21 protein-coding genes and 1 tRNA gene are annotated in these 17,477 nt (G+C 54.7%); 3 read left to right on the top strand and 19 right to left on the bottom strand.

Annotated elements, in window-relative coordinates; genetic code table 11:
• Positions 1–85: 85 nt before the first annotated feature.
• Complete coding sequence (locus tag ADN01_RS06500) at positions 86–1,231, top strand: DUF58 domain-containing protein (RefSeq protein WP_236690986.1); 1,146 nt, start codon at positions 86–88, stop codon at positions 1,229–1,231.
• A gap of 19 nt (positions 1,232–1,250) precedes the next feature.
• On the opposite strand, the gene ADN01_RS06495 is transcribed toward ADN01_RS06500, so the two are convergent.
• The 12 genes from ADN01_RS06495 to ADN01_RS06440 all read right to left on the bottom strand — a co-directional run bounded on the left by ADN01_RS06495 (position 1,251) and on the right by ADN01_RS06440 (position 10,348).
• Positions 1,251–1,451 carry a CDGSH iron-sulfur domain-containing protein gene (locus ADN01_RS06495; protein WP_062418478.1) on the bottom strand — a complete coding sequence of 67 codons (201 nt, stop codon included), beginning with the start codon at positions 1,449–1,451 and terminating at the stop codon, positions 1,251–1,253.
• Between the two features lie 22 nt (positions 1,452–1,473).
• Positions 1,474–1,989, bottom strand: a complete 516-nt coding sequence (locus ADN01_RS06490; RefSeq protein WP_201778648.1) for a MogA/MoaB family molybdenum cofactor biosynthesis protein — start codon at positions 1,987–1,989, stop codon at positions 1,474–1,476.
• Entirely contained in the window at positions 1,982–2,341 is a 360-nt protein-coding gene (locus ADN01_RS06485) for a response regulator transcription factor (RefSeq protein ID WP_062418477.1), read from the bottom strand. Before ADN01_RS06485 ends, ADN01_RS06490 begins: the two co-directional genes overlap by 8 nt.
• On the bottom strand, positions 2,334–4,808 hold the full coding sequence (gene lon, locus ADN01_RS06480) for an endopeptidase La (RefSeq protein ID WP_062418484.1): 2,475 nt from the start codon (positions 4,806–4,808) through the stop codon (positions 2,334–2,336). Before lon ends, ADN01_RS06485 begins: the two co-directional genes overlap by 8 nt.
• Before the next feature lie 131 nt (positions 4,809–4,939).
• The gene (locus ADN01_RS06475) at positions 4,940–5,365 is read right to left on the bottom strand and encodes an Hsp20/alpha crystallin family protein (protein WP_062418476.1); all 426 of its coding nucleotides are present in this window, start codon (positions 5,363–5,365) and stop codon (positions 4,940–4,942) included.
• Positions 5,366–5,378: 13 nt separating this feature from the next.
• Positions 5,379–5,906 carry a thiol peroxidase gene (gene tpx / locus ADN01_RS06470; RefSeq protein WP_062418475.1) on the bottom strand — a complete coding sequence of 176 codons (528 nt, stop codon included), beginning with the start codon at positions 5,904–5,906 and terminating at the stop codon, positions 5,379–5,381.
• Positions 5,907–5,939: 33 nt separating this feature from the next.
• Positions 5,940–6,015, bottom strand: a tRNA-Arg gene (locus tag ADN01_RS06465).
• A gap of 22 nt (positions 6,016–6,037) precedes the next feature.
• On the bottom strand, positions 6,038–6,478 hold the full coding sequence (locus ADN01_RS06460; RefSeq protein ID WP_062418474.1) for a hypothetical protein: 441 nt from the start codon (positions 6,476–6,478) through the stop codon (positions 6,038–6,040).
• Positions 6,479–6,483: 5 nt separating this feature from the next.
• Complete coding sequence (locus ADN01_RS06455; protein WP_160318390.1) at positions 6,484–7,989, bottom strand: hypothetical protein; 1,506 nt, start codon at positions 7,987–7,989, stop codon at positions 6,484–6,486.
• A gap of 181 nt (positions 7,990–8,170) precedes the next feature.
• Positions 8,171–9,448 carry a peptidoglycan DD-metalloendopeptidase family protein gene (locus ADN01_RS06450; protein WP_160318389.1) on the bottom strand — a complete coding sequence of 426 codons (1,278 nt, stop codon included), beginning with the start codon at positions 9,446–9,448 and terminating at the stop codon, positions 8,171–8,173.
• A gap of 112 nt (positions 9,449–9,560) precedes the next feature.
• Positions 9,561–9,929, bottom strand: coding sequence for a DUF192 domain-containing protein (locus tag ADN01_RS06445; RefSeq protein WP_075071022.1), 369 nt, complete (start codon positions 9,927–9,929; stop codon positions 9,561–9,563).
• A gap of 14 nt (positions 9,930–9,943) precedes the next feature.
• Positions 9,944–10,348, bottom strand: a complete 405-nt coding sequence (locus tag ADN01_RS06440) for a response regulator transcription factor (protein WP_062418470.1) — start codon at positions 10,346–10,348, stop codon at positions 9,944–9,946.
• A gap of 71 nt (positions 10,349–10,419) precedes the next feature.
• On the opposite strand from ADN01_RS06440, the gene ADN01_RS06435 reads away from it, so the two are divergent.
• A complete protein-coding gene (locus ADN01_RS06435) occupies positions 10,420–11,193 on the top strand; it encodes an exodeoxyribonuclease III (protein ID WP_062418469.1) in 774 nt (257 codons plus the stop codon).
• Here ADN01_RS06435 and ADN01_RS06430 read toward each other — a convergent pair.
• Positions 11,154–11,717 carry a cysteine peptidase family C39 domain-containing protein gene (locus tag ADN01_RS06430; RefSeq protein WP_062418468.1) on the bottom strand — a complete coding sequence of 188 codons (564 nt, stop codon included), beginning with the start codon at positions 11,715–11,717 and terminating at the stop codon, positions 11,154–11,156. The two genes, ADN01_RS06435 and ADN01_RS06430, sit on opposite strands and share 40 nt — an antisense overlap.
• A 106-nt stretch (positions 11,718–11,823) precedes the next feature.
• Here ADN01_RS06430 and ADN01_RS06425 point away from each other — a divergent pair, with 106 nt between their 5' ends.
• Positions 11,824–12,477, top strand: a complete 654-nt coding sequence (locus tag ADN01_RS06425; RefSeq protein WP_062418467.1) for a response regulator transcription factor — start codon at positions 11,824–11,826, stop codon at positions 12,475–12,477.
• A gap of 43 nt (positions 12,478–12,520) precedes the next feature.
• Here ADN01_RS06425 and ADN01_RS06420 read toward each other — a convergent pair whose 3' ends face one another.
• Genes ADN01_RS06420 through ADN01_RS06395 form a run of 6 tightly spaced genes read right to left on the bottom strand, consistent with a single transcriptional unit; the run spans position 12,521 to position 17,471 of the window.
• Positions 12,521–13,381 carry a TIM barrel protein gene (locus tag ADN01_RS06420; protein ID WP_062418466.1) on the bottom strand — a complete coding sequence of 287 codons (861 nt, stop codon included), beginning with the start codon at positions 13,379–13,381 and terminating at the stop codon, positions 12,521–12,523.
• A gap of 6 nt (positions 13,382–13,387) precedes the next feature.
• Positions 13,388–13,771: a diacylglycerol kinase family protein gene (locus ADN01_RS06415; RefSeq protein ID WP_062418465.1), complete on the bottom strand. Its 384-nt coding sequence runs from the start codon at positions 13,769–13,771 to the stop codon at positions 13,388–13,390.
• A gap of 4 nt (positions 13,772–13,775) precedes the next feature.
• Complete coding sequence (gene ybeY, locus ADN01_RS06410; protein WP_062418464.1) at positions 13,776–14,234, bottom strand: rRNA maturation RNase YbeY; 459 nt, start codon at positions 14,232–14,234, stop codon at positions 13,776–13,778.
• Positions 14,231–16,405 carry an HD family phosphohydrolase gene (locus tag ADN01_RS06405; RefSeq protein ID WP_062418463.1) on the bottom strand — a complete coding sequence of 725 codons (2,175 nt, stop codon included), beginning with the start codon at positions 16,403–16,405 and terminating at the stop codon, positions 14,231–14,233. The genes ybeY and ADN01_RS06405 overlap by 4 nt, the downstream gene beginning before the upstream one ends.
• 2 nt (positions 16,406–16,407) lie before the next feature.
• Complete coding sequence (locus ADN01_RS06400; protein ID WP_062418462.1) at positions 16,408–16,854, bottom strand: GatB/YqeY domain-containing protein; 447 nt, start codon at positions 16,852–16,854, stop codon at positions 16,408–16,410.
• Between the two features lie 29 nt (positions 16,855–16,883).
• Positions 16,884–17,471 (bottom strand): helix-hairpin-helix domain-containing protein, encoded by a 588-nt coding sequence (locus tag ADN01_RS06395; protein WP_062418461.1) that lies wholly within the window; start codon positions 17,469–17,471, stop codon positions 16,884–16,886.
• Positions 17,472–17,477: the final 6 nt, after the last annotated feature.

Genomic DNA, 17,477 nt, shown 5'->3' with positions numbered 1-17,477 from the left:
TTGTTGGACCGCGGTTAAAGTTTTGAACCCGACCCAGACCGGCATATTTTACCGTCTCATTTACCTGTGCATTTTATTGCTGCTGGTGAGCTTCATCTTGGCCATGTTCTCGGTGCGAAGGTTTGCGGTGAGGCGATTCGCGCGCGGATTGCGCCAACAATTGGGACAGGTTTTTGAAGAGCGATTTGAGATCGAAAATTTGTCCGCGTTCCAACGCTCCTGGGTGGATGTGCGCAATGAGTCCAATTTGCCTGGATGCGGAGGGTCGCGGGTGCTTTCCTGGCTGGCCAAAAATGAAGTGCGCGGGTACTCGGCCTATACGCTGTTACAGGAACGGGGGCAATTTCAGTTAGGGCCGACCTCGCTGTATGCCGGCGACCCGTTTGGAATTTTTGCCTACCGGCGAAAGATCCCCGGCGGGCAAAGTCTGTTGGTTTTACCGCTGACAGTGGATTTACGCGTGTTCCCGTTTCCTCCGGGGCTGCTGCCGGGTGGGCGCGCGAAACGGCTGAAAACCCACGAGGTGACGCCCCACGCGGCGAGCGTGCGGGAATATGCGCCGGGAGATTCGCTGAACCGCATCCACTGGCCGACCAGTGTGCGCAAAGATCACTTGATGGTGAAGGAATTTGAACAGGACCCGCGGGCGGATGTGTGGATTTTTGTGGACGCACAGGCAGGAACGCATTTCAGCCTGGAAAGGGCCAACAAGCCGACGCGTATTGACCAATTTTGGCTGTGGCAGCACAAGAGCGAACGAATCCTGCCCAAAGACTCCTTCGAGTATGCCGTATCTTCAGCGGCTTCAGTGGCGAAATATTTCCTGATGCGGGGACAGTCTCTGGGCTTTTGCAGCGCAGGGCAGTACCTGGTGGTACATGCAGCCGAACGGGGGGAAAGGCAGTTGTCAAAAATCCTAGAAACGCTGGCTCTGCTGCGCTGCAAGGGGACCATGGGGCTCGACGCTGTGGTATTGGGGCAGTTGGACCATCTGCCACGGGGGAGCACGGTGATCTTAATTTCTGCGGCCACAGATACAAACGTGGTAACTGCCTCCATTTCTCTGGCACAACGCGGCGTCCACCCGGTAGTGGTTTACATTGACCCCGTGTCTTTTGGCGGGCACAATTCGATTTTAGAGCACGTCGCATCGCTGCAGCGCAGGAATGTTCCTGTGGCAGTAATGACAAAAGACTCAGATTTGCAGGAAGTACTCGAATCTGGCTTTTAACCCCCTCGGCTATGACAAGTTAGGCTGGCTTTTCCTCTTCTGGGTTCACAGCCTCAACGACGGCTGGACCGATGTTGAAGGGCAGTTCGCGGTGAGAGCCGTCGCAGATGGGGAATTCTTTGGAGGCAAAGCAGCGACAAATCGAAATACGCTCGCCGGTCTTTAATTTGACGATCACGCGCAGCTTTCCATTTTTTTCAGCGTTGGTAATTTCGGGCATTCGACACCTCTTCGCGATTAATTTACTGGGTTAATTGATGACCCTGTTCTGATTGTGGATCCTCGGAGATCAGTTGGACGGCGTGAGGAAGGACTGAAGCGACGAACCCCAGGCTTTCTACGGCGGCTTTGGGGCTGCCTGGAAAGTTAATGATTAACGATTGGCCGCGAATACCAGAGATGGCGCGCGAAAGCATGGCGTGGGGGGTGATTGCCAGGCTGCGGCTGCGGATTGCCTCGGCGATGCCTGGGGTCTCGCGGTGCAGCACGGAACGCGTTGCTTCGGGGGTTACGTCTCTAGGGGCAAAGCCTGTGCCGCCTGTGGTCAAGATGAGATCGCATTGTCGGGAATCAGCCCAGGCAACCAGGACGGAGGCGATTTGGGATATTTCATCTGGCACGACAGCCGTTTGAACACAGGTCCAACCATACTTCTCAACTTCCGCAGCCAGGGCTGGGCCGGAGAGATCGGGGCGCTGACCGGCTGAGGAGCGGTCGGAGATGGTCAGAACGGCAACGCGCAGCGGTCGGTCAGTCACGGCTGTCTTTCAGCAAATTAATGAGGTCGTCGGGCATGTAGGGCTTGAGCAGGAAATGATCTGCGCCTGCATCGAGGCACTGGCTGGTCATATCCATGCCAGAGGTCATGATCACACGCGTCGTGGAAATTTGGGGGTCTTCACGAATGGACTTCAGGATGGTGATGCCGCTGCCTTTACGCAAATGGACATCGAGAAGCAAAGCCTGGGGTTGTTCCTGCTTGAGCATTTCTGCGACTTTATCTTCTTCGATTTCGCCATATATGGAGACTTCAAACCCTTCAAATTCCAGCAGGGTCTTTAACAGGGTGCGCATGGTGATGTCGTCTTCGATCAATACAATTTTACTCATGTTTTGTTTGCCTGCCCCTCTTGGCGGACCTGGAAGCCGGTTTTGCCGGTTCTTCCAGAGCATTATGGATTACGTCGGTAACGGTTTCTGCAAAGATAAAATTCAAAGCAGTACGGACTTCTTCTGAGAGATCTTCTAAGTCTTCCTGGTTCTTTTTCGGAAGGATGATGGTTTTGAGGCCATAGCGGTGGGCTGCCAATACCTTCTCTTTGATCCCACCTACGGGCAGCACCTGGCCGCGTAAAGTAATTTCGCCCGTCATACCCACATCGGAGCGAACCGGCTTTCCGGAGATCAGGGATACGATGGCCGTGGCAATGGTGACCCCGGCGGAAGGACCATCTTTGGGTTGTGCCCCAGCAGGGATGTGGAGATGGATGTCGGAGTGGTCAAAGAAATCTGCGGGCAGGCCCAAAATCTCAGCGCGGGAACGCACATACGACAGGGCCGCTTTGGCGGATTCTTCCATGACCTTTCCGATGGAGCCGGTGGTCTGAAAGCCTTTCGCTCCGGGCATGCGCGTGGCTTCAATGAACAAGATGTCTCCACCGACGGGGGTCCAGGCTAAACCGGTGGCAACACCAGGTTCTGAGGTGCGCATGGAAATCTCCTCATCCCCCTGGAAATGAGGCCGCCCCAGATATTTACGCACCTGATCGGCGTCAATTTCGTAAACGTCTAGCTTGTCCTCTGCTAACTGAGCGACAACCTTGCGGCAGACCGACCCCAATTCGCGCTCCAGGTTGCGCACACCAGCTTCACGGGTGTATTGGCGGATGATGATGTGGATGGCGGCCTCGGTAAAGACGACCTCTCCGGGGCGGAGGCCGTTTTCACGCAGTTGACGGGGAACCAGGTATTGATTGGCAATTTTTACCTTCTCACCCTCGGTGTACCCGGCTAGCTGGATAATTTCCATGCGGTCCAATAAGGGGGCAGGGATGGTTTCGAGGGTGTTGGCAGTTGTGATGAACATGACCTGGGAGAGGTTGAAGGCCACTTCCAGGTAATGATCACGGAATTCTGAGTTTTGTTCAGGGTCCAGCACCTCCAGAAGAGCGGAGGCGGGGTCGCCGCGGAAATCGGCGCTCATTTTGTCAATTTCATCCAACATAAAGACCGGATTGTTCGATTCGGCCCGGCGAAGCGCCTGCAAGATCCGCCCTGGGAGAGAGCCTATGTAGGTTCGGCGATGCCCGCGGATTTCTGCTTCATCGCGGATGCCGCCCAGCGAAATGCGGATAAATTTTCGACCGAGGGCGCGGGCAATAGATTGGCCTAGAGAGGTTTTGCCTACGCCCGGAGGTCCGACAAAGCATAAAATGACCCCTTCGCGCTCACGGCGGATTTGGTCATCGCGCAAATCTTGGGAAAGCTCTTCGCGGCGTTCCAAACGCAGTTTCCGTACGGCGAGGAACTCCAGGATGCGCGCTTTGATGTCTTCCAACCCGTAATGATCATGATCTAAGACCTCACGGGCATGGGTGATATCGAGGTTGTCGCTGGTGTGGGTATTCCAGGGCAGGGATACCAACCAATCGAGATAGGTGCGGATGACGCCGTACTCGGCAGAAGAAGTAGGCAGGCGTGACAGCCGATCCAGTTCGCGCTGGGATTGTTTGGCGGCTTCTTCTGGCATGTCGGCTTTTTCGATTTTCTGGCGAAAATCTTCAACATCAGCGGTTTGCTCGTCCCGCTCTCCCAGCTCTTTTTGAATAGCTTTGAGCTGTTCGCGGAGGAAGTACTCGCGCTGAACTTTCTCAATTTCGGAGCGGGCTTCGTTTTGGATCTTTTGGCCCAACTCGAGCATTTCGATTTCACGCGTGAGGATGGAGACCAATTTCAGCAGCTTATCCCGGGTGGAGTCGAACTCCAGAATATCCTGGGCATCCTGCAAATCCATGCGCTGGAAGTTAGCGATTGAGTAGGTGGTTTGAAGGGAGCCTTCAATGGAGGCAATCGAATTGACGAATTCGCGCGGGATCGAGGGGATCAGTTCGGTGATGTGGATGAACTGGTCGCGGACATTGCGCGCCAGGGCTTCCATCTCGATGCCTTCTTCTTCAATCTCGGCCGCAGGTTCGATGCGTGCTTTGAGGTACGGCTCGGTTTGGAGATACTCTACGACGCGAAAGCGAGAAAGCCCCTGAACCACCAGGCGGATCGTGCCGTCGGGGGCACGGAAGAGCCTGTGGATCATGGCGATGGTGCCGGTCTGATACAGGTCATCCGGATTGGGGGCTTCTTTTTCGGGGTCGCGAGCGGCGATGAGGCCGATGAGGCGCTCGCTGTTGGCGACATCATCCACCAGGCGAATCGATCGAGGTTGGCCGATGGTTAATGGAACCGCGGTGAGGGGATATACCACCAAACCACGTAAGGGCAGGATGGGCAGTTCAGTTGGAATCTGGGGATTCTCAATCAGGACCGCCTCATCGGAGGGTGAGTCATCGGGTAAAGAGGGCATTTGCTGCGACGATTCCGTTTGAAATTTTAAGAAATCCAAGATCCAGTCCCCCATGAATTCATCTTCTTCTTCACTCGTCCAACGGGTGATTTCTTCGGGTGTGATATGCCATCGGGTAGCTGCCATAAAGGTTAGTCTTTATTCACTTTGACTTGGTGAGGAGAGGCCTTGGGCAGGGTAATCCACAAGATCCCATTATCGTATTGTGCTTCCGCGCGATCAAGATCCACCGGAATGGTGAATTCTACCTCGGTGGAAAATTCGCCAAAGGGAATTTCCATTTGCAGGAAAGCTTTCTTTTCTTCGAGGTCAGAGCGTAGGCCGTGGACGAGGAGAAGGTTTTGACTGAGAACGATATTGAAATCATCTTCGTTCATACCGCCAATTTCCACGCGAACGATCAATGCCTGATCGGTTTCGTAGAGATCCGTGGGCGGGCGGAAGATATGCGGGCGAAGGGAGGAACGCCAGGCGACCATGGTGGAGCTGAGGAATGGGTCCCCAATGGACGAACTTGCGCTGCGCGCTGGTTTCGAAATATACTTGACCGTGATCATCTTAGCCTTCCTGTCATCCGCCGCTGTTAAGGGCAGCTTTGGCGGCGTTGAGCACCGCCTCGTAATCCGGCTCATCACCCAGGGCGTTCATGTAGGCTGCGTATTGGATGATCCCCTTACGGTCTACCACAAATACGGCTCTGGTCAGCAGGCGGGGCTGCTCTATGAGACAGCCGTATTTCTGACCGAAGTCCATTTCCTTGTGATCCGATACCACCAAAACTTGATCAATTCCGGCGGCTCCACACCACTTCTTTTGGGTAAAGGGCAGATCTGCCGAAATGGTGATGATGGCGATTTCCTGGCTCAAATCTGCGGCTTCGGTGTTAAAGCGGCGCGTTTCTCGGTCGCATACGCCGGTTTCGAGGGAAGGTACCGCGGCCAGAATACGCACTTTCCCAGCGGTCTCTTCAAATACGGAGACATAGCGCCAATCCTGGGTGTGGGCATGGAAATCGGAGGCAAGGTCACCGACTTTAACGACTTCACCCAGAATGTTGGCATCTGCTCCGGCAAATTTGATGGTGCGCTGTGGATCCATGTTCTCCTCCTGATTTCTGCGCCTAGAAAGAAATGGCGCCCCTGGTGAGATTCGAACTCACAACCAACGGCTTAGAAGGCCGCTGCTCTGTCCATTGAGCTACAAGGGCGGGATTGCAAACCGTGGGAAAACTAATTCCCCTGAAGAAATGGACGTAAACCCTTATAAATGGTTGGGCCCAAAAGTGTCCGAAGAATAGTTTCGGGTGGGCGATTGATTTTTTCAGCCAATTCTTTGGATGAAAGGGGTGCGTTGCCGTTGGCCAGAAATACACGAAAAACCCCATCCACCAAGGTGGTGTTCACATTGATGAATTCCGGCTGGCGAGCACAGTGGCTCATGAGTACATGCTGCAGGCCGTCCATGCTGTGGACTTCGGCAGTTTGCGGGTCCACAAAATCAATTTGACTGTCATGATCCATTGCAGCAAAAGCGGCCTGATGGGTTGGGCAAAGGCAGGATTGCAAAAAGATGCGCCAGTTGTTATCGTGGGTTTTCCACCACTCAAAATCAATGTGCAGGGGCGTGTCGGTGGTCGGTCGGATCAGGCTGTAACGTTTTCCATCAGGCATGGCATTTATCCTTCTTGGGGTTTGTCATCCAGGCGGAAGTATAAATCGCCTAGATGGGAAGCCCAGGGCTGCGTAACCAACATTTGAAGGATGGGCCCAGGCGGGCAGCGGCGCACGATGTTGACGGCCGCGTACAGTTCTTGGGCGTGGACATGGCCCTGGGGGGTAAGTTTGGCCAGTTCGCGCATCATCGACATGACGGTTTGCTCTAAGGAGCCCCGTTGTTTATTGCTGGCGTTCCAGATATCGTCGAAGGGCTTGACATCCGGAATGCCGAAGGCCATACGTTCATCCAATTGACTGGAGACCAACTGCTTAAGCATGGCGAAGACAATGCCGCCGTCTGCACCAATTAACGCCGTGCGCACCCATTCGCGGGTGGGGCGGCGCTTGCCAGAATGGATGCTGACTTCGCCGGGCTTCTGCCCTTTTTTCAAGGTGATGACGGATCCAGGCATCAGCTCCTGGCTGGCGTACCATTTTTCCAGGCCGAAGATGTAGCGGTGCTGGCGCACGACCCAGCCGGGAAAACGCTCCCCGGTGATTGCATCCACAAAGGTGAAGAGCACGCGCGGCGACTCGATAGCCGTAGGGAAGATGTGCATGTTTTCTTCGCACAAGGGCAGGGTTCCAGCGCGCCAATGGGGGAAGATCAGAGATATGGCAATTTCTTTGTCCGGTTGGCCTTCACGGCACATGTTGTCTTCCAAATCGTCTTCGATGTGGCCTTCGAACATTTCCAGCAGGGGTGCCACCAGACTGACGTCTACGGTTTGGTGAGATTGATAGCGTAGAAAGCTGGGAGGGTTTTGCACTCCCTCTGGCTCCAGCCGGCGCAGGTACCAAAGGACTTCGCCCGAGGGACCGACTTCATCAAAACGGCCATCTTCTTCGAGGGCCAGATTCAAGGAAAATTCGGTCAGCTTTAGATTGACGTCGGTGGGAAGCTCAATTTGTTCCAGGATGGACTGGGTGCTCAAAGGGCCGCCCTCTTCCATATCCAGCAGAGCTTCGGCCAAATTGAGATAACCGATGTTGACATCCACCAGGAGGGAGCGAGGGAACCAGCGCCCAGCGATGCGCACCAGATCCGGGTTGGATTCCAGTTCGGCATTGAGGCTGCTTAGCAAAGATTTGCCGTGGCTCTTAATGACTTCCTCTACGTCCAAATTTTCGTCTTCACTGGCGGCTGAAACGGGGTTATTCAGCGCATGCTCCGCAAAATTGGCAGCCAAATGGGTGACGGTCTGGTCGTCAAGTTCAACCTCAATCACCTGGAATGGGGCGCTGTCGGGGTTGACGCCCTCGCGCACGGAAAGAACACGACCTTCGCGCCAATTGAACTGCGGCAGGACAATTTTTTCATCTGGCTGATAGGAATCTTTGGGGAGATAAATTTTACCCTGGGCAGCCTGATTCTTTTCTAGATGCTGCTTTTCTTTTTTGATGCGGTTATCTACGAGAGCGCGGACCAATTCAATGGGGGTCAGGGGTATTTCGATTTCCAGCAAGTGATTGTATAGAAACTCCAAATCATCATTTTGGAGGGAAAATTGAGTCCAGTAGTCTTTTTGAAGCGAAAAGCGGGGGTTTGTCATTAGCCTTACTCTACTCTCTCGCAATGGATGTTTGATTACAATCGTAAATTATACCTTAAATCATGATCGTCTTTTTTTGATTGTACAACGATCTTTAGGGCTGCGGATAGCCGGTCTCCAACCAGTCGAGGGGATCTACGGCAAAACCATTGACACGAACTTCAAAATGCAGGTGAGGGCCGGTGACCCGGCCGGTTGCTCCGACTTCGCCGATGACCTGGCGCACGTCGACAACATCACCTTCGGCTACGGCGATCTGATTCAAATGCCAATAGCCGGTATAAACACCCCAACCGTGATCAATAATGACAGAATTACCGCGAACGGCCAGCGGGCCTGCGAACACCACTTTTCCAGGAGCTGCGGCGTAGATATTCAAATTTTGTGCGCACACGCCAAAATCCAACCCCGCGTGGAAACTGGTATAGACCCCATTATTATAAGAACGGCGGTTGCCAAACCAGGAACGGATGCAGGGTTCATCAATTGGATAGGCAAAGGCACCTTCCCAAAGCCGCTTGGCGCTGGCGGTGGAGGTGCGGCTGGTGACAAATTCCTCCTCCGACTTCATCGCCTCGGGGTCTAAAGTCGCCGGATCGACTTCCAATGGGGGGTCCTGCCCATAATAGCCGGGATCGAGGAGGATCATTTGTGAATAGCTGAAGGTGGAACCTTCCGTCAGGCTGCCGTTGAGATCAAAGGGCACCAGGCCTGGATCCAATAGGGTGGGTGTGCCAATGAGGGATAAGTATTCGCCGGGGCTTTGTTCAAAAAGAATGTAATCCTGATCAAAGAGTCTGGCAGTGAGTTTGACTGGCTGATTGGTTTCGACCCGCAGGACGGACGTTTTGCCTTGGATGAATGGCAGGGGGAGGATCGAAATGGATGTAATCACCGGCGAAATGGCGCTGAATTGAGCGTTGGCATTTTGGCCAGGCTGATAGAGCATTTGCCCGCTGACCAGGCTGGCAGAAGTACCATGACGGTTAATTTCCATCAGTTGCCAGGGATTAAGGTCAGCTAAAACGGCCGCTTCCAACCAGGTCTGATTGGCTGCTAGATTGAAGCCAGGGAACAGGGCTGCGTCCTGACTTTCTTGGGGAATGATCAGGTTGCTGCCGGCATAAATTTCTTGGGGGCTGGTGAGCCGGTTTAACTGGGCAAGTTTTTCAATGGACACGCCGTGTTCGCGGCTAAGGCTGAGCAGATTTTGCCCTAAGGGTACTGTGAGGGTGACCAGACGACCCGAAACACCCTCCAGGCCGGGGATGATTAATTCGGTCCCTTCAGCCAGCAGGTTGGGATTGGCGATGTTATTGACCAGAATGATGTCATCCACTGAGACGCCAAAACGCATGGCGATGACATTCAACGTATCACCAGATTGGACTACGTAGATGGGGCCCTGGGGATCATTTTGAGCCTGCACAGGAGGGGTAGTGAGGAACAAAATGAGCAGCAGCAGGAAGAAGTTGCCCCAGGGTTTACTGCGGCTGAAATTCAACATAATCACCCACCTGAAATTGCTCAAGCTGTGTTGGATGGATTTCCAAAATGTAGGCTGCCGGGGCCTGGGGCGCGACGGCAAGCTGCCATTTGCGCGCAATTTTCCGGTCTACCACTTGATGTTCGCGGTTGAGCCATACGACGCCGATATCAAAACGCATGAAGAGCATGTGAATGGTCGCATTGAGTACGGTTTGGCTGTTTTCAGCCAAAATGATCCCCTCACCAGGATGCAGAGAGGGGCGAAGCATGAGCCCGCGGAAGCGGCTCCAAAATGTATCACAGAGGGAAAGCGCAATCGGGTTTGAAATCGGGTGAGTCTGGTTAACAATTAAGAATTGTTGCATAGGCGCGGAAAGAATCAGGGTTGTTCCTCGGTTTGGGATTTGGTGAGAACGCGCTCGATGCTGTCCAGGAGTTCCTGTGGGTGGAAGGGCTTGCTGATGTAATCGTCCACTTTGACGATGTGCAGGCCCAGCACGCGATCAATCGGTTGGGCCTTGGCAGTGATGACGATGACGGGGATATGGCGGGTGTTCTCATCGGCTTTAATTTGCTGATATACATCCCAACCATCCAGGTCTGGCATCATGAGGTCGAGCAGCACTAAATCCGGATTCTCTTTGGCGACCATATCGAGGCCGTGCCTGCCCCCGTGGGCACCCTTCACTTCAAAACCGCGGCGACTTAAGATCAGCGAGACGAGGTCAATCATTTCGACGTCGTCCTCGATATAGACAATACGAGTGGGATTTTTAGGTTGCATGCATTGACCTCCTACTATAAGATTAAGTTTACCACACCCGTTTGATAATGCAATAAAAAGAGGATCACAACATGAAAATTACAACCTGGAATGTGAATGGGATACGGGCGGCGGCTGGTAAGGGGCTGTATGAATGGACGCAAAGCCAGATGCCGGATATTTTGGGGCTGCAAGAGATCAAGGCAAAAACGGATCAGCTGAGCGATTCAATGCGCTCGTTCATGGATTATCAGGCGTTTTTCAACCCAGCCGAGCGCCCCGGGTACAGCGGGGTCGCTGCCTATGTGCGCAATATCGAGAAATTTGAGGTGGGGGTTGGGCTGGGCGACGCGCGCTTTGATGATGAAGGGCGGGTGATTTGGGTGCGTACGGATGCTTTTCGGCTTTTCATCATCTATTTCCCCAATGGACAGCGCGGGCAGGAGCGGGTGGATTATAAGCTGGATTTTTACGCCTGTCTGTTAGAGCTGACGGCGCAACTGCGCGCGCAGGGAGAACAGATTATCATCACCGGAGATTTCAACACGGCGCATCAGGAAATTGACCTGGCCAACCCAAAAGAGAATCAGAAAACTTCAGGATTTTTGCCAGAAGAGCGCGCCTGGGTGCAGAAATATTTAGATCACGGGTTTATGGATGCGTATCGCGTTTTGTATCCCGACCGGGTGCAGTACACCTGGTGGACGTACCGCATGGCGGCGCGCCGCAGGAATATTGGCTGGCGTCTGGACTATTTCCTGGTGACCCCAGAGCTGATGCCGAAGGTCAAAGATGTGGTGGTTCACGATGATGTCGAGGGGTCGGATCACTGCCCGGTGACACTGGAATTGGATTTATCCGTGTAAGCGCGGGAATTGACGCGAATTTCAACCAGTTGGCGGCCGAAGGCGTTCCATTCTTTGAAGAACTGTGCCTGGGGACGCCAGTCAATTTCTGGCTGAGGAAGGGCCGGGTTGATGAAGCCGGGGCCGCGATGTGGGTCGAGGGCGACCAGGAGCATGTAATGTGCCCACAGGGGCGACCATTGACCGGTGATGGTGACCAGAATCAGGCCTGGGGTGCTCACGCGCTGCAAGTCCTTTGGCTTGGCCCACAGACGCCAACTGGCGCTGAAGCCCAGCTGCCTGAGGATGCGGACCATGCCCCAGGGAAAAGTGGCCGAATTGGCCAGGCGATCTGGGGGAAGCCTTTTACTGGTGTAGCGGTTCAGGGCCTGCGAGAGGGTGTAGAAGTGGAACGGACGGGTTTGCAAAGCGTTGTTGATGGTAGCAATGACACACGGCCCACAGTCATTGGTCTGGTTCTGAAAAAAATGGTGCTGCTGGAGCTGGCCCGTATATGGTGAATAGACTGTAAGGTGATTTTGCATACGATGTAGTATACTTCTACTAGTTTGATCTTAGCAATCGGATTGAATTTGCCGTTTAGCGCGCTGCGCAGGCAGCGAAGAGAGTGTCGGAGGAAAATTGACGGATATGGCAAAACAGCGGATCCTTATTGTGGATGATCATGAAGTGGTGCGTTTGGGACTGCGTTCCTTGCTTGAACATCATCCACAGTTTGAAGTTGTGGATGAGGCTGGGAATGCAAAAGAAGCGATTGAACTGACCGCTCGCCACCAACCCGATATGGTGTTGATGGATATCCGCTTGCCGGGTGCTTCGGGCATCGAAGCGTGCGAAGAAATTACGCGCAATTTTGCAAATACACGTGTGGTGATGTTGACCTCTTACGCGGAAGATGAAATGCTGTTTGCGGCCATCCGGGCGGGTGCGTCTGGATATGTGTTGAAGCAGATCAGCCGCGACGACCTGATCCGCGCATTGGAGGCAGTGGGGCGTGGCGAGGCGCTTTTGGACCCGGCGGTGACCCAGCGTGTGTTCCAAGAAGTGCGGCGGGCGGTGAAAGAAGAGGAGGCTTCGGCCTTTGCGAACTTAAGCCAGCAAGAAAAACACGTATTGCTGCTGGTCTCCGAAGGGAAGACGAACCGTGAAATCGCCAAGGCGTTGTTCCTGGGCGAGGGTACGGTGCGCAACTATGTGAGCAGCATCTTGTCGAAGCTGGGGGTCAGTAACCGGGCCGAGGCGGCAGCTTACGCCGTGGAGCACAGCCTGAAAGAATACCTGTAGGACAAGGCAGGATCACACAGAGACGACCCTTAAGCACTACGGCTTAGGGGTCGTTTTTTGCAGCCCAGAGCTGCTGCATGTACAAGGCGTCCTCTTCCATGACAGGGCTTTCGCAGAGGATGCGACCTCCTGCATTCACCGTTTTGAGGGCGGTGAACAGGCCGTCCAAGTCCAAATCTGATTCCCGCAGCGGCAGGTGGTTCCGCTCGCCTTTGGTAGAATATTCGATGCCGGATAGATGGATGTGGAGGTGCTGCAGGGCGGCGGAGCCGAGCGCCTGGCCATAGGTTTGCAAGATGGACAGCCATTCATCGTAGGTGTTCACCGAGCCGTCGCCTGGGCGGGCGTGGAGATGGGCAAAGTCCAGGCAGGGGAACACGTTGGGGATGCGCCGGCTCATCTCCAGGGTGTCTTCCAGGGAACCGATCATGGCGGATTTTCCCATTGTCTCCGGGCGAAAACGAACTTCAACCCCGCGTTCCAGGGTCTCTTCGACGCAGCTTTGCAAACGTTCGATAACCCGCGGCATGATCTGGGCGGCAGGCTGGTTAAAATAAGAACCAGGGTGAAAGATGATATCGGTTGCTCCAGCCCGCCAACCGTAATAGGCGGCGTCCATGAGCCGCTTCTTGGATTTTGGCCATTCCTCGGCATCCGCGTTGAGGTTGATGAAGTAGGGCGCGTGGACGCTGAGAGCGACGTTGTGATCTTTGGCTGCAGACTGAATGGCGGCGCAGGTTTCTTCGGTGACACGCACCGACTGCACCCAGCCCAATTCCAGGGCGGAGAGACCCAAAACCGCGGTCTGTTGCACGGCCCCAACGCTGCCGCCGGGCTTTTTGGGCGTGGATTGGGGGGAACCGACAGTTCCAAAGCGGAAATTGGCGAGATTCGAACTTTGCATGGTGATCTACCTGACCCAGCTTTGCAGCAGCTTGAGCAGCGGAGGGCCTAAAACGAGCAGCCCCACTAAAACGGCGGCGACCGCAGCGGCCAAGACGGCCGCTGCGGCGGTGTCTTTGCTGATTTTGGCTAGCGGGTGATGGTCGGGGGAGGCCAGATCGACCAGAGCTTCGACGGCGGTATTGACTAACTCGGCTGTCCAGACTGCCCCGATGGTTAGAATAAGAACGGCCACATGAACGGCGGGTAACCGCAGCAAAACGGCCAGCACCAGCACCGCGATCGTGGCGGCGACATGAATCCACGTGTTTGGCTGAGTGCGCAGAGCGTAGGCAAACCCGGCAAAGGCGTGGCGAAATGAAATCGCACGTTTCAAGAAAAATTTGACCATACGCCTAATCTTCGGGGAGCTGCAGAATGCGGCAGCCGATGCGCTCCAGGATTTCCGTCTGGGCGGCCCACATGCGCTGTTTCTCGTCTTCCTGGCTGTGATCATAGCCGAGCAGGTGCAAAGTTCCGTGGACTGCTAACAATTGCAGTTCATTTTGGACCGGGTGGCCAGCCTTTTCTGCTTGGGCCAGGGCGCGGTCATAGGAGATGAGGATATCGCCCAGGTAGGTTTGACCTGTTTCCGGGTCAATTTCATCGGCGTTGAAAGAAAGCACGTCAGTGGGGGCGTTGATACCGCGGTATTGCAGATTCAAGGCGTGGAGGGTCTCATCGGTGTCCACCGCCACGGTTAAATTCACATCCAGAGCGGGGTCATGGTAATTCAGGGCGGCCTGGACGGCTGTCAAAAGGGCATCCGGAGACACTTGGGTTTCCAACGGCTCAGTAATTTGCAGATCAATCATGGTTCCTGCCTGGTATCTTTTTGCGGTTGGGTGGGGATAGATTCGGCCGCCGGAGATGGAAAAGGAAGGGCGGCTTCTGCGGCGGACGGGTTCGGCTGCAGCTCTGGGTAGCGGATGCGGGGATGGTGAGTGTTGAGCAGCGTTTTGGTAAACGAATCCGCCGCGCGGTTGAGGTCGCGTAATGTGAGGGAGGTATTATCCAGCTGGCCTTCGCGCTGGCAGAAATCGAAGACTTTACGGATAAGGAGACGCATTTCCTCTTCATTCTTGGGAAGCTCAGAGCGAGCGCGCGCCTCGCAGCCGTCGGCCAGCATGAGCAACGCGGTTTCTTTTGAGCGCGGGGCTGGGCCGGGGTAGCGAAAGTCTTCGATATTCACCAATTCGGGGCGGTCACCAGCGGCTTTGACCGCGTGCGAATATTGATAACGAGTGATGAGGGTGCCATGGTGTTCGCACATGAAATCCTGCAGACGAGGCGGCAGACGGTGCTTTTTTGCCAGGGTGACCCCATCGCTGACGTGGCTGATGATGGTTTGGGAACTGACACGGGGGTCGAGGTCATCATGGGGGTTAAGGCGCCCGGGAAGCTGATTTTCAATAAAGAAGGATGGATTCATGGCTTTGCCCGCGTCATGGAAAATAGCTCCAACCCGCACGAGTAAACCGTCTGCGCCGATAGCCTCGGCCGCTTGTTCAGCGAGATTGGCCACCTGCAAGCTGTGTTGGTAGGTGCCGGGGGCGCTGCGCAATATGAACTGCAGGAGGGGATGGTCGGGCCGGGACACCTCTAAAAGTTGGAGCGCGGTGGTCAGACCCAGAAGCTGGCTAAGAAAATATTGAAGCAGCAGACTCAAGCTGGCGGCCGCCATGCCGTTGAGAAAAGAGGAACCTACCAGCGTGGCGATACCAATCCAATCCGTAATGGTATCCGGCAGGCGGTATGCAAGGATAATGGCTGCCCCGGCTCCGGATATTCCAATGCCTGCCCAAAAGAAACTGGCAATGCGCCGGGCGCGCCCCAAGATGAGTACACCGCATATGCTGGACAATACGTAAAACAAGGTGAGATCCAGGCTGTAGGGCAGCCCATAGGCGGCCAGGATGCCCAAACTCAGCGAAACCACCAGGCCGATTTCCAACGTGAACAAGCTGGCGATGGTGAGGCCAAAGGCGGACAGGGGGAAGATGTAGGGCAGGATGGCGCGGTTGGGGATCACCAGGCGGGCGCTGAACAAGAAGAGCAGAAATGTCAGAGCAATGACCAGTAGGCTGCGAGAATCGGCGACCACAGCGGGACGGCGGCGAACGAAATACAGGCCAATGAAGACCGTGTTTAGGGCGACGATGAACCCTGCGGCGATCATATCTTGCGTATTCGTGGGCGGTTTGACCAGATTGAATTTTTCGAGGGCTTCCCAATCTAAAGCGGTGAGCACCTGACCGCGGGAAACGATGGTTTCACCGGCAATGTAGGTGCGATCAAGCGATTGGACGGTCTCGCGGGCTTCGGCGCGGGCCTTTTCGGTAAGTTCCTGGCTGAGCAGGCTGTTGGGCGCGATGAGCTGCGTGACCAAATTGGAGACGATTTGCGCCTGCTCCTGGGTCAGCGAAAAACTGATCAGGGTGGGAACGTTGCGGCGGGCATCTCGCAGATCGGGCTCGCGGATGGTGTTGCGCATGACCTGTTCTAAAACCCCAAGTGTTTCTTGCTGAACAATTTCCCAGCGTGCGTCGCTGAGCCCCAGGATTTGGGCCATACTTTCCGAATCGAGGTCGAGCTGCTTAAGCATGGCCAGATCGGCGTATTTTTCTTCTAAAGAAGCGTAGCTGTCGGCGCGGACGGCGGTGATGTACGCGAGCGCATTACGAAGGCTTTCGATTTGGCGGCGCGTGATTCCAGGATCGGCGGGCAGGTAAACGGGAGGGACACCCGATTCCGCTTCGGTCCTTTTAATCTCGGTGAGGACATCGCTGGCGTAAGTGAGATCATGAGGGGCCTGAATATCCTGTGCAGAGACATCCCCAATTTTGAGTGGGAAAGAAGATGGGCGCAGGGCGATGGGGAGCACCAGTGAGGCAAACGACAGGACCGCCACCATGAGCAAAAGGCCTAACCGCAGGGTATTGCGATTGGCCTTTCGAAAGCGATCCTGGAAGGCGGGTAGACTCATGATCAGGAGGAGAGCAGTTCCCGAACCACCTGGCTGACTTCACTGTTGGGGATTTGCCCTTGTACGCGCGGCAGCAGGACTTTCATCACTTTACCCATATCCGCAGGCGCAGCCGCCCCTGATTCCCGGATGGCTTCAATCGCCAGGGCACGAAGCTCTTCGGGGGTGAGCTGCTTGGGGAGATACGTGGAAAGAACATCAATTTCTTCCTGGTATCCCTGGATGAGGTCTGGGCGGTTCGCTTTTTGGGCACCGTCAATGGATTCTCGCCGCATTTTGATTTCTTTTTGAAGCACATTTAAGACATCGGCTTCTTCGAGCGGTTTGCCCTTATTCACCTCTTCCAATTTAATCGTAGAGAGCGCCAGACGAATGACGCGTTTATTCAGCTCGTTATTGGAGCGCATAGCATCTTTTAAGTTTTGTTCCAGCTTTTCTTTAGTGGTCATATCCTTATTTTACTCCAAATTGGATCGGATCAGTCTGCTGGGGTTAAGGTTAGGAGGGGGCGAATTTGTTCAAAGGTGGTTGGCCCGATCCCTGGAACATCCATTAATTGCTCGAGGGTGGCAAAAGCCCCGATTTTCTCACGATAATTCACAATATCCGCAGCGCGGGTGGGACCAATGCCGGGGAGATCCTGGAATTGGGCGGCGGTGGCCGTGTTGATATCCACCAGAGAGGAAGTATCTTTCGGCAGGCTAACCCCGGTGCGGTCCGCAGCAGATAGCCCGGCACTGCTTTTGGCCTGTAATTCGCCCACTTTGGCAACGTACACGCGGTTCTCATCATTCAGGCGCAGGGCTTTATTCACCGAATTGGGGTCGGCTTCTGTGGAGAATCCGCCAGCCATTTCGATAGCCTGAAAGACGCGGCTGTCGGGGGGAAGGGCATAGACCCCGGGGCGATTGACTGCGCCGGCAACATCCACCAGAATGGGACCTTCGGTGGGCATGGGTAAAAGGACGACCGGCTCACCAACGGGCTGCCTGGCGATGATGTAGAGCACGCAGGTCGCAATGATGCCCAAGAAAAAGGCGATCAGATAATGCTGCCAGGTTTTCAAACGGAT

It is taken from the genome of Levilinea saccharolytica (assembly GCF_001306035.1).
GTDB classification, from domain to species: domain Bacteria; phylum Chloroflexota; class Anaerolineae; order Anaerolineales; family Anaerolineaceae; genus Levilinea; species Levilinea saccharolytica.
This window is presented reverse-complemented; position numbering and strand designations above follow the sequence as displayed.

Excerpts from the sequence above, each read along its gene's own strand:
- ADN01_RS06495 (WP_062418478.1), bottom strand. The coding sequence starts at position 1,451 with ATGCCCGAAATTACCAACGCTGAAAAAAATGGAAAGCTGCGCGTGATC.
- ADN01_RS06485 (WP_062418477.1), bottom strand. The coding sequence starts at position 2,341 with ATGAGTAAAATTGTATTGATCGAAGACGACATCACCATGCGCACCCTG.
- lon (WP_062418484.1), bottom strand. The coding sequence starts at position 4,808 with ATGCCCTCTTTACCCGATGACTCACCCTCCGATGAGGCGGTCCTGATT.
- ADN01_RS06475 (WP_062418476.1), bottom strand. The coding sequence starts at position 5,365 with ATGATCACGGTCAAGTATATTTCGAAACCAGCGCGCAGCGCAAGTTCG.
- tpx (WP_062418475.1), bottom strand. The coding sequence starts at position 5,906 with ATGGATCCACAGCGCACCATCAAATTTGCCGGAGCAGATGCCAACATT.
- ADN01_RS06460 (WP_062418474.1), bottom strand. The coding sequence starts at position 6,478 with ATGCCTGATGGAAAACGTTACAGCCTGATCCGACCGACCACCGACACG.
- ADN01_RS06445 (WP_075071022.1), bottom strand. The coding sequence starts at position 9,929 with ATGCAACAATTCTTAATTGTTAACCAGACTCACCCGATTTCAAACCCG.
- ADN01_RS06440 (WP_062418470.1), bottom strand. The coding sequence starts at position 10,348 with ATGCAACCTAAAAATCCCACTCGTATTGTCTATATCGAGGACGACGTC.
- ADN01_RS06435 (WP_062418469.1), top strand. The coding sequence starts at position 10,420 with ATGAAAATTACAACCTGGAATGTGAATGGGATACGGGCGGCGGCTGGT.
- ADN01_RS06430 (WP_062418468.1), bottom strand. The coding sequence starts at position 11,717 with ATGCAAAATCACCTTACAGTCTATTCACCATATACGGGCCAGCTCCAG.
- ADN01_RS06425 (WP_062418467.1), top strand. The coding sequence starts at position 11,824 with ATGGCAAAACAGCGGATCCTTATTGTGGATGATCATGAAGTGGTGCGT.
- ADN01_RS06420 (WP_062418466.1), bottom strand. The coding sequence starts at position 13,381 with ATGCAAAGTTCGAATCTCGCCAATTTCCGCTTTGGAACTGTCGGTTCC.
- ADN01_RS06415 (WP_062418465.1), bottom strand. The coding sequence starts at position 13,771 with ATGGTCAAATTTTTCTTGAAACGTGCGATTTCATTTCGCCACGCCTTT.
- ybeY (WP_062418464.1), bottom strand. The coding sequence starts at position 14,234 with ATGATTGATCTGCAAATTACTGAGCCGTTGGAAACCCAAGTGTCTCCG.
- ADN01_RS06405 (WP_062418463.1), bottom strand. The coding sequence starts at position 16,405 with ATGAGTCTACCCGCCTTCCAGGATCGCTTTCGAAAGGCCAATCGCAAT.
- ADN01_RS06400 (WP_062418462.1), bottom strand. The coding sequence starts at position 16,854 with ATGACCACTAAAGAAAAGCTGGAACAAAACTTAAAAGATGCTATGCGC.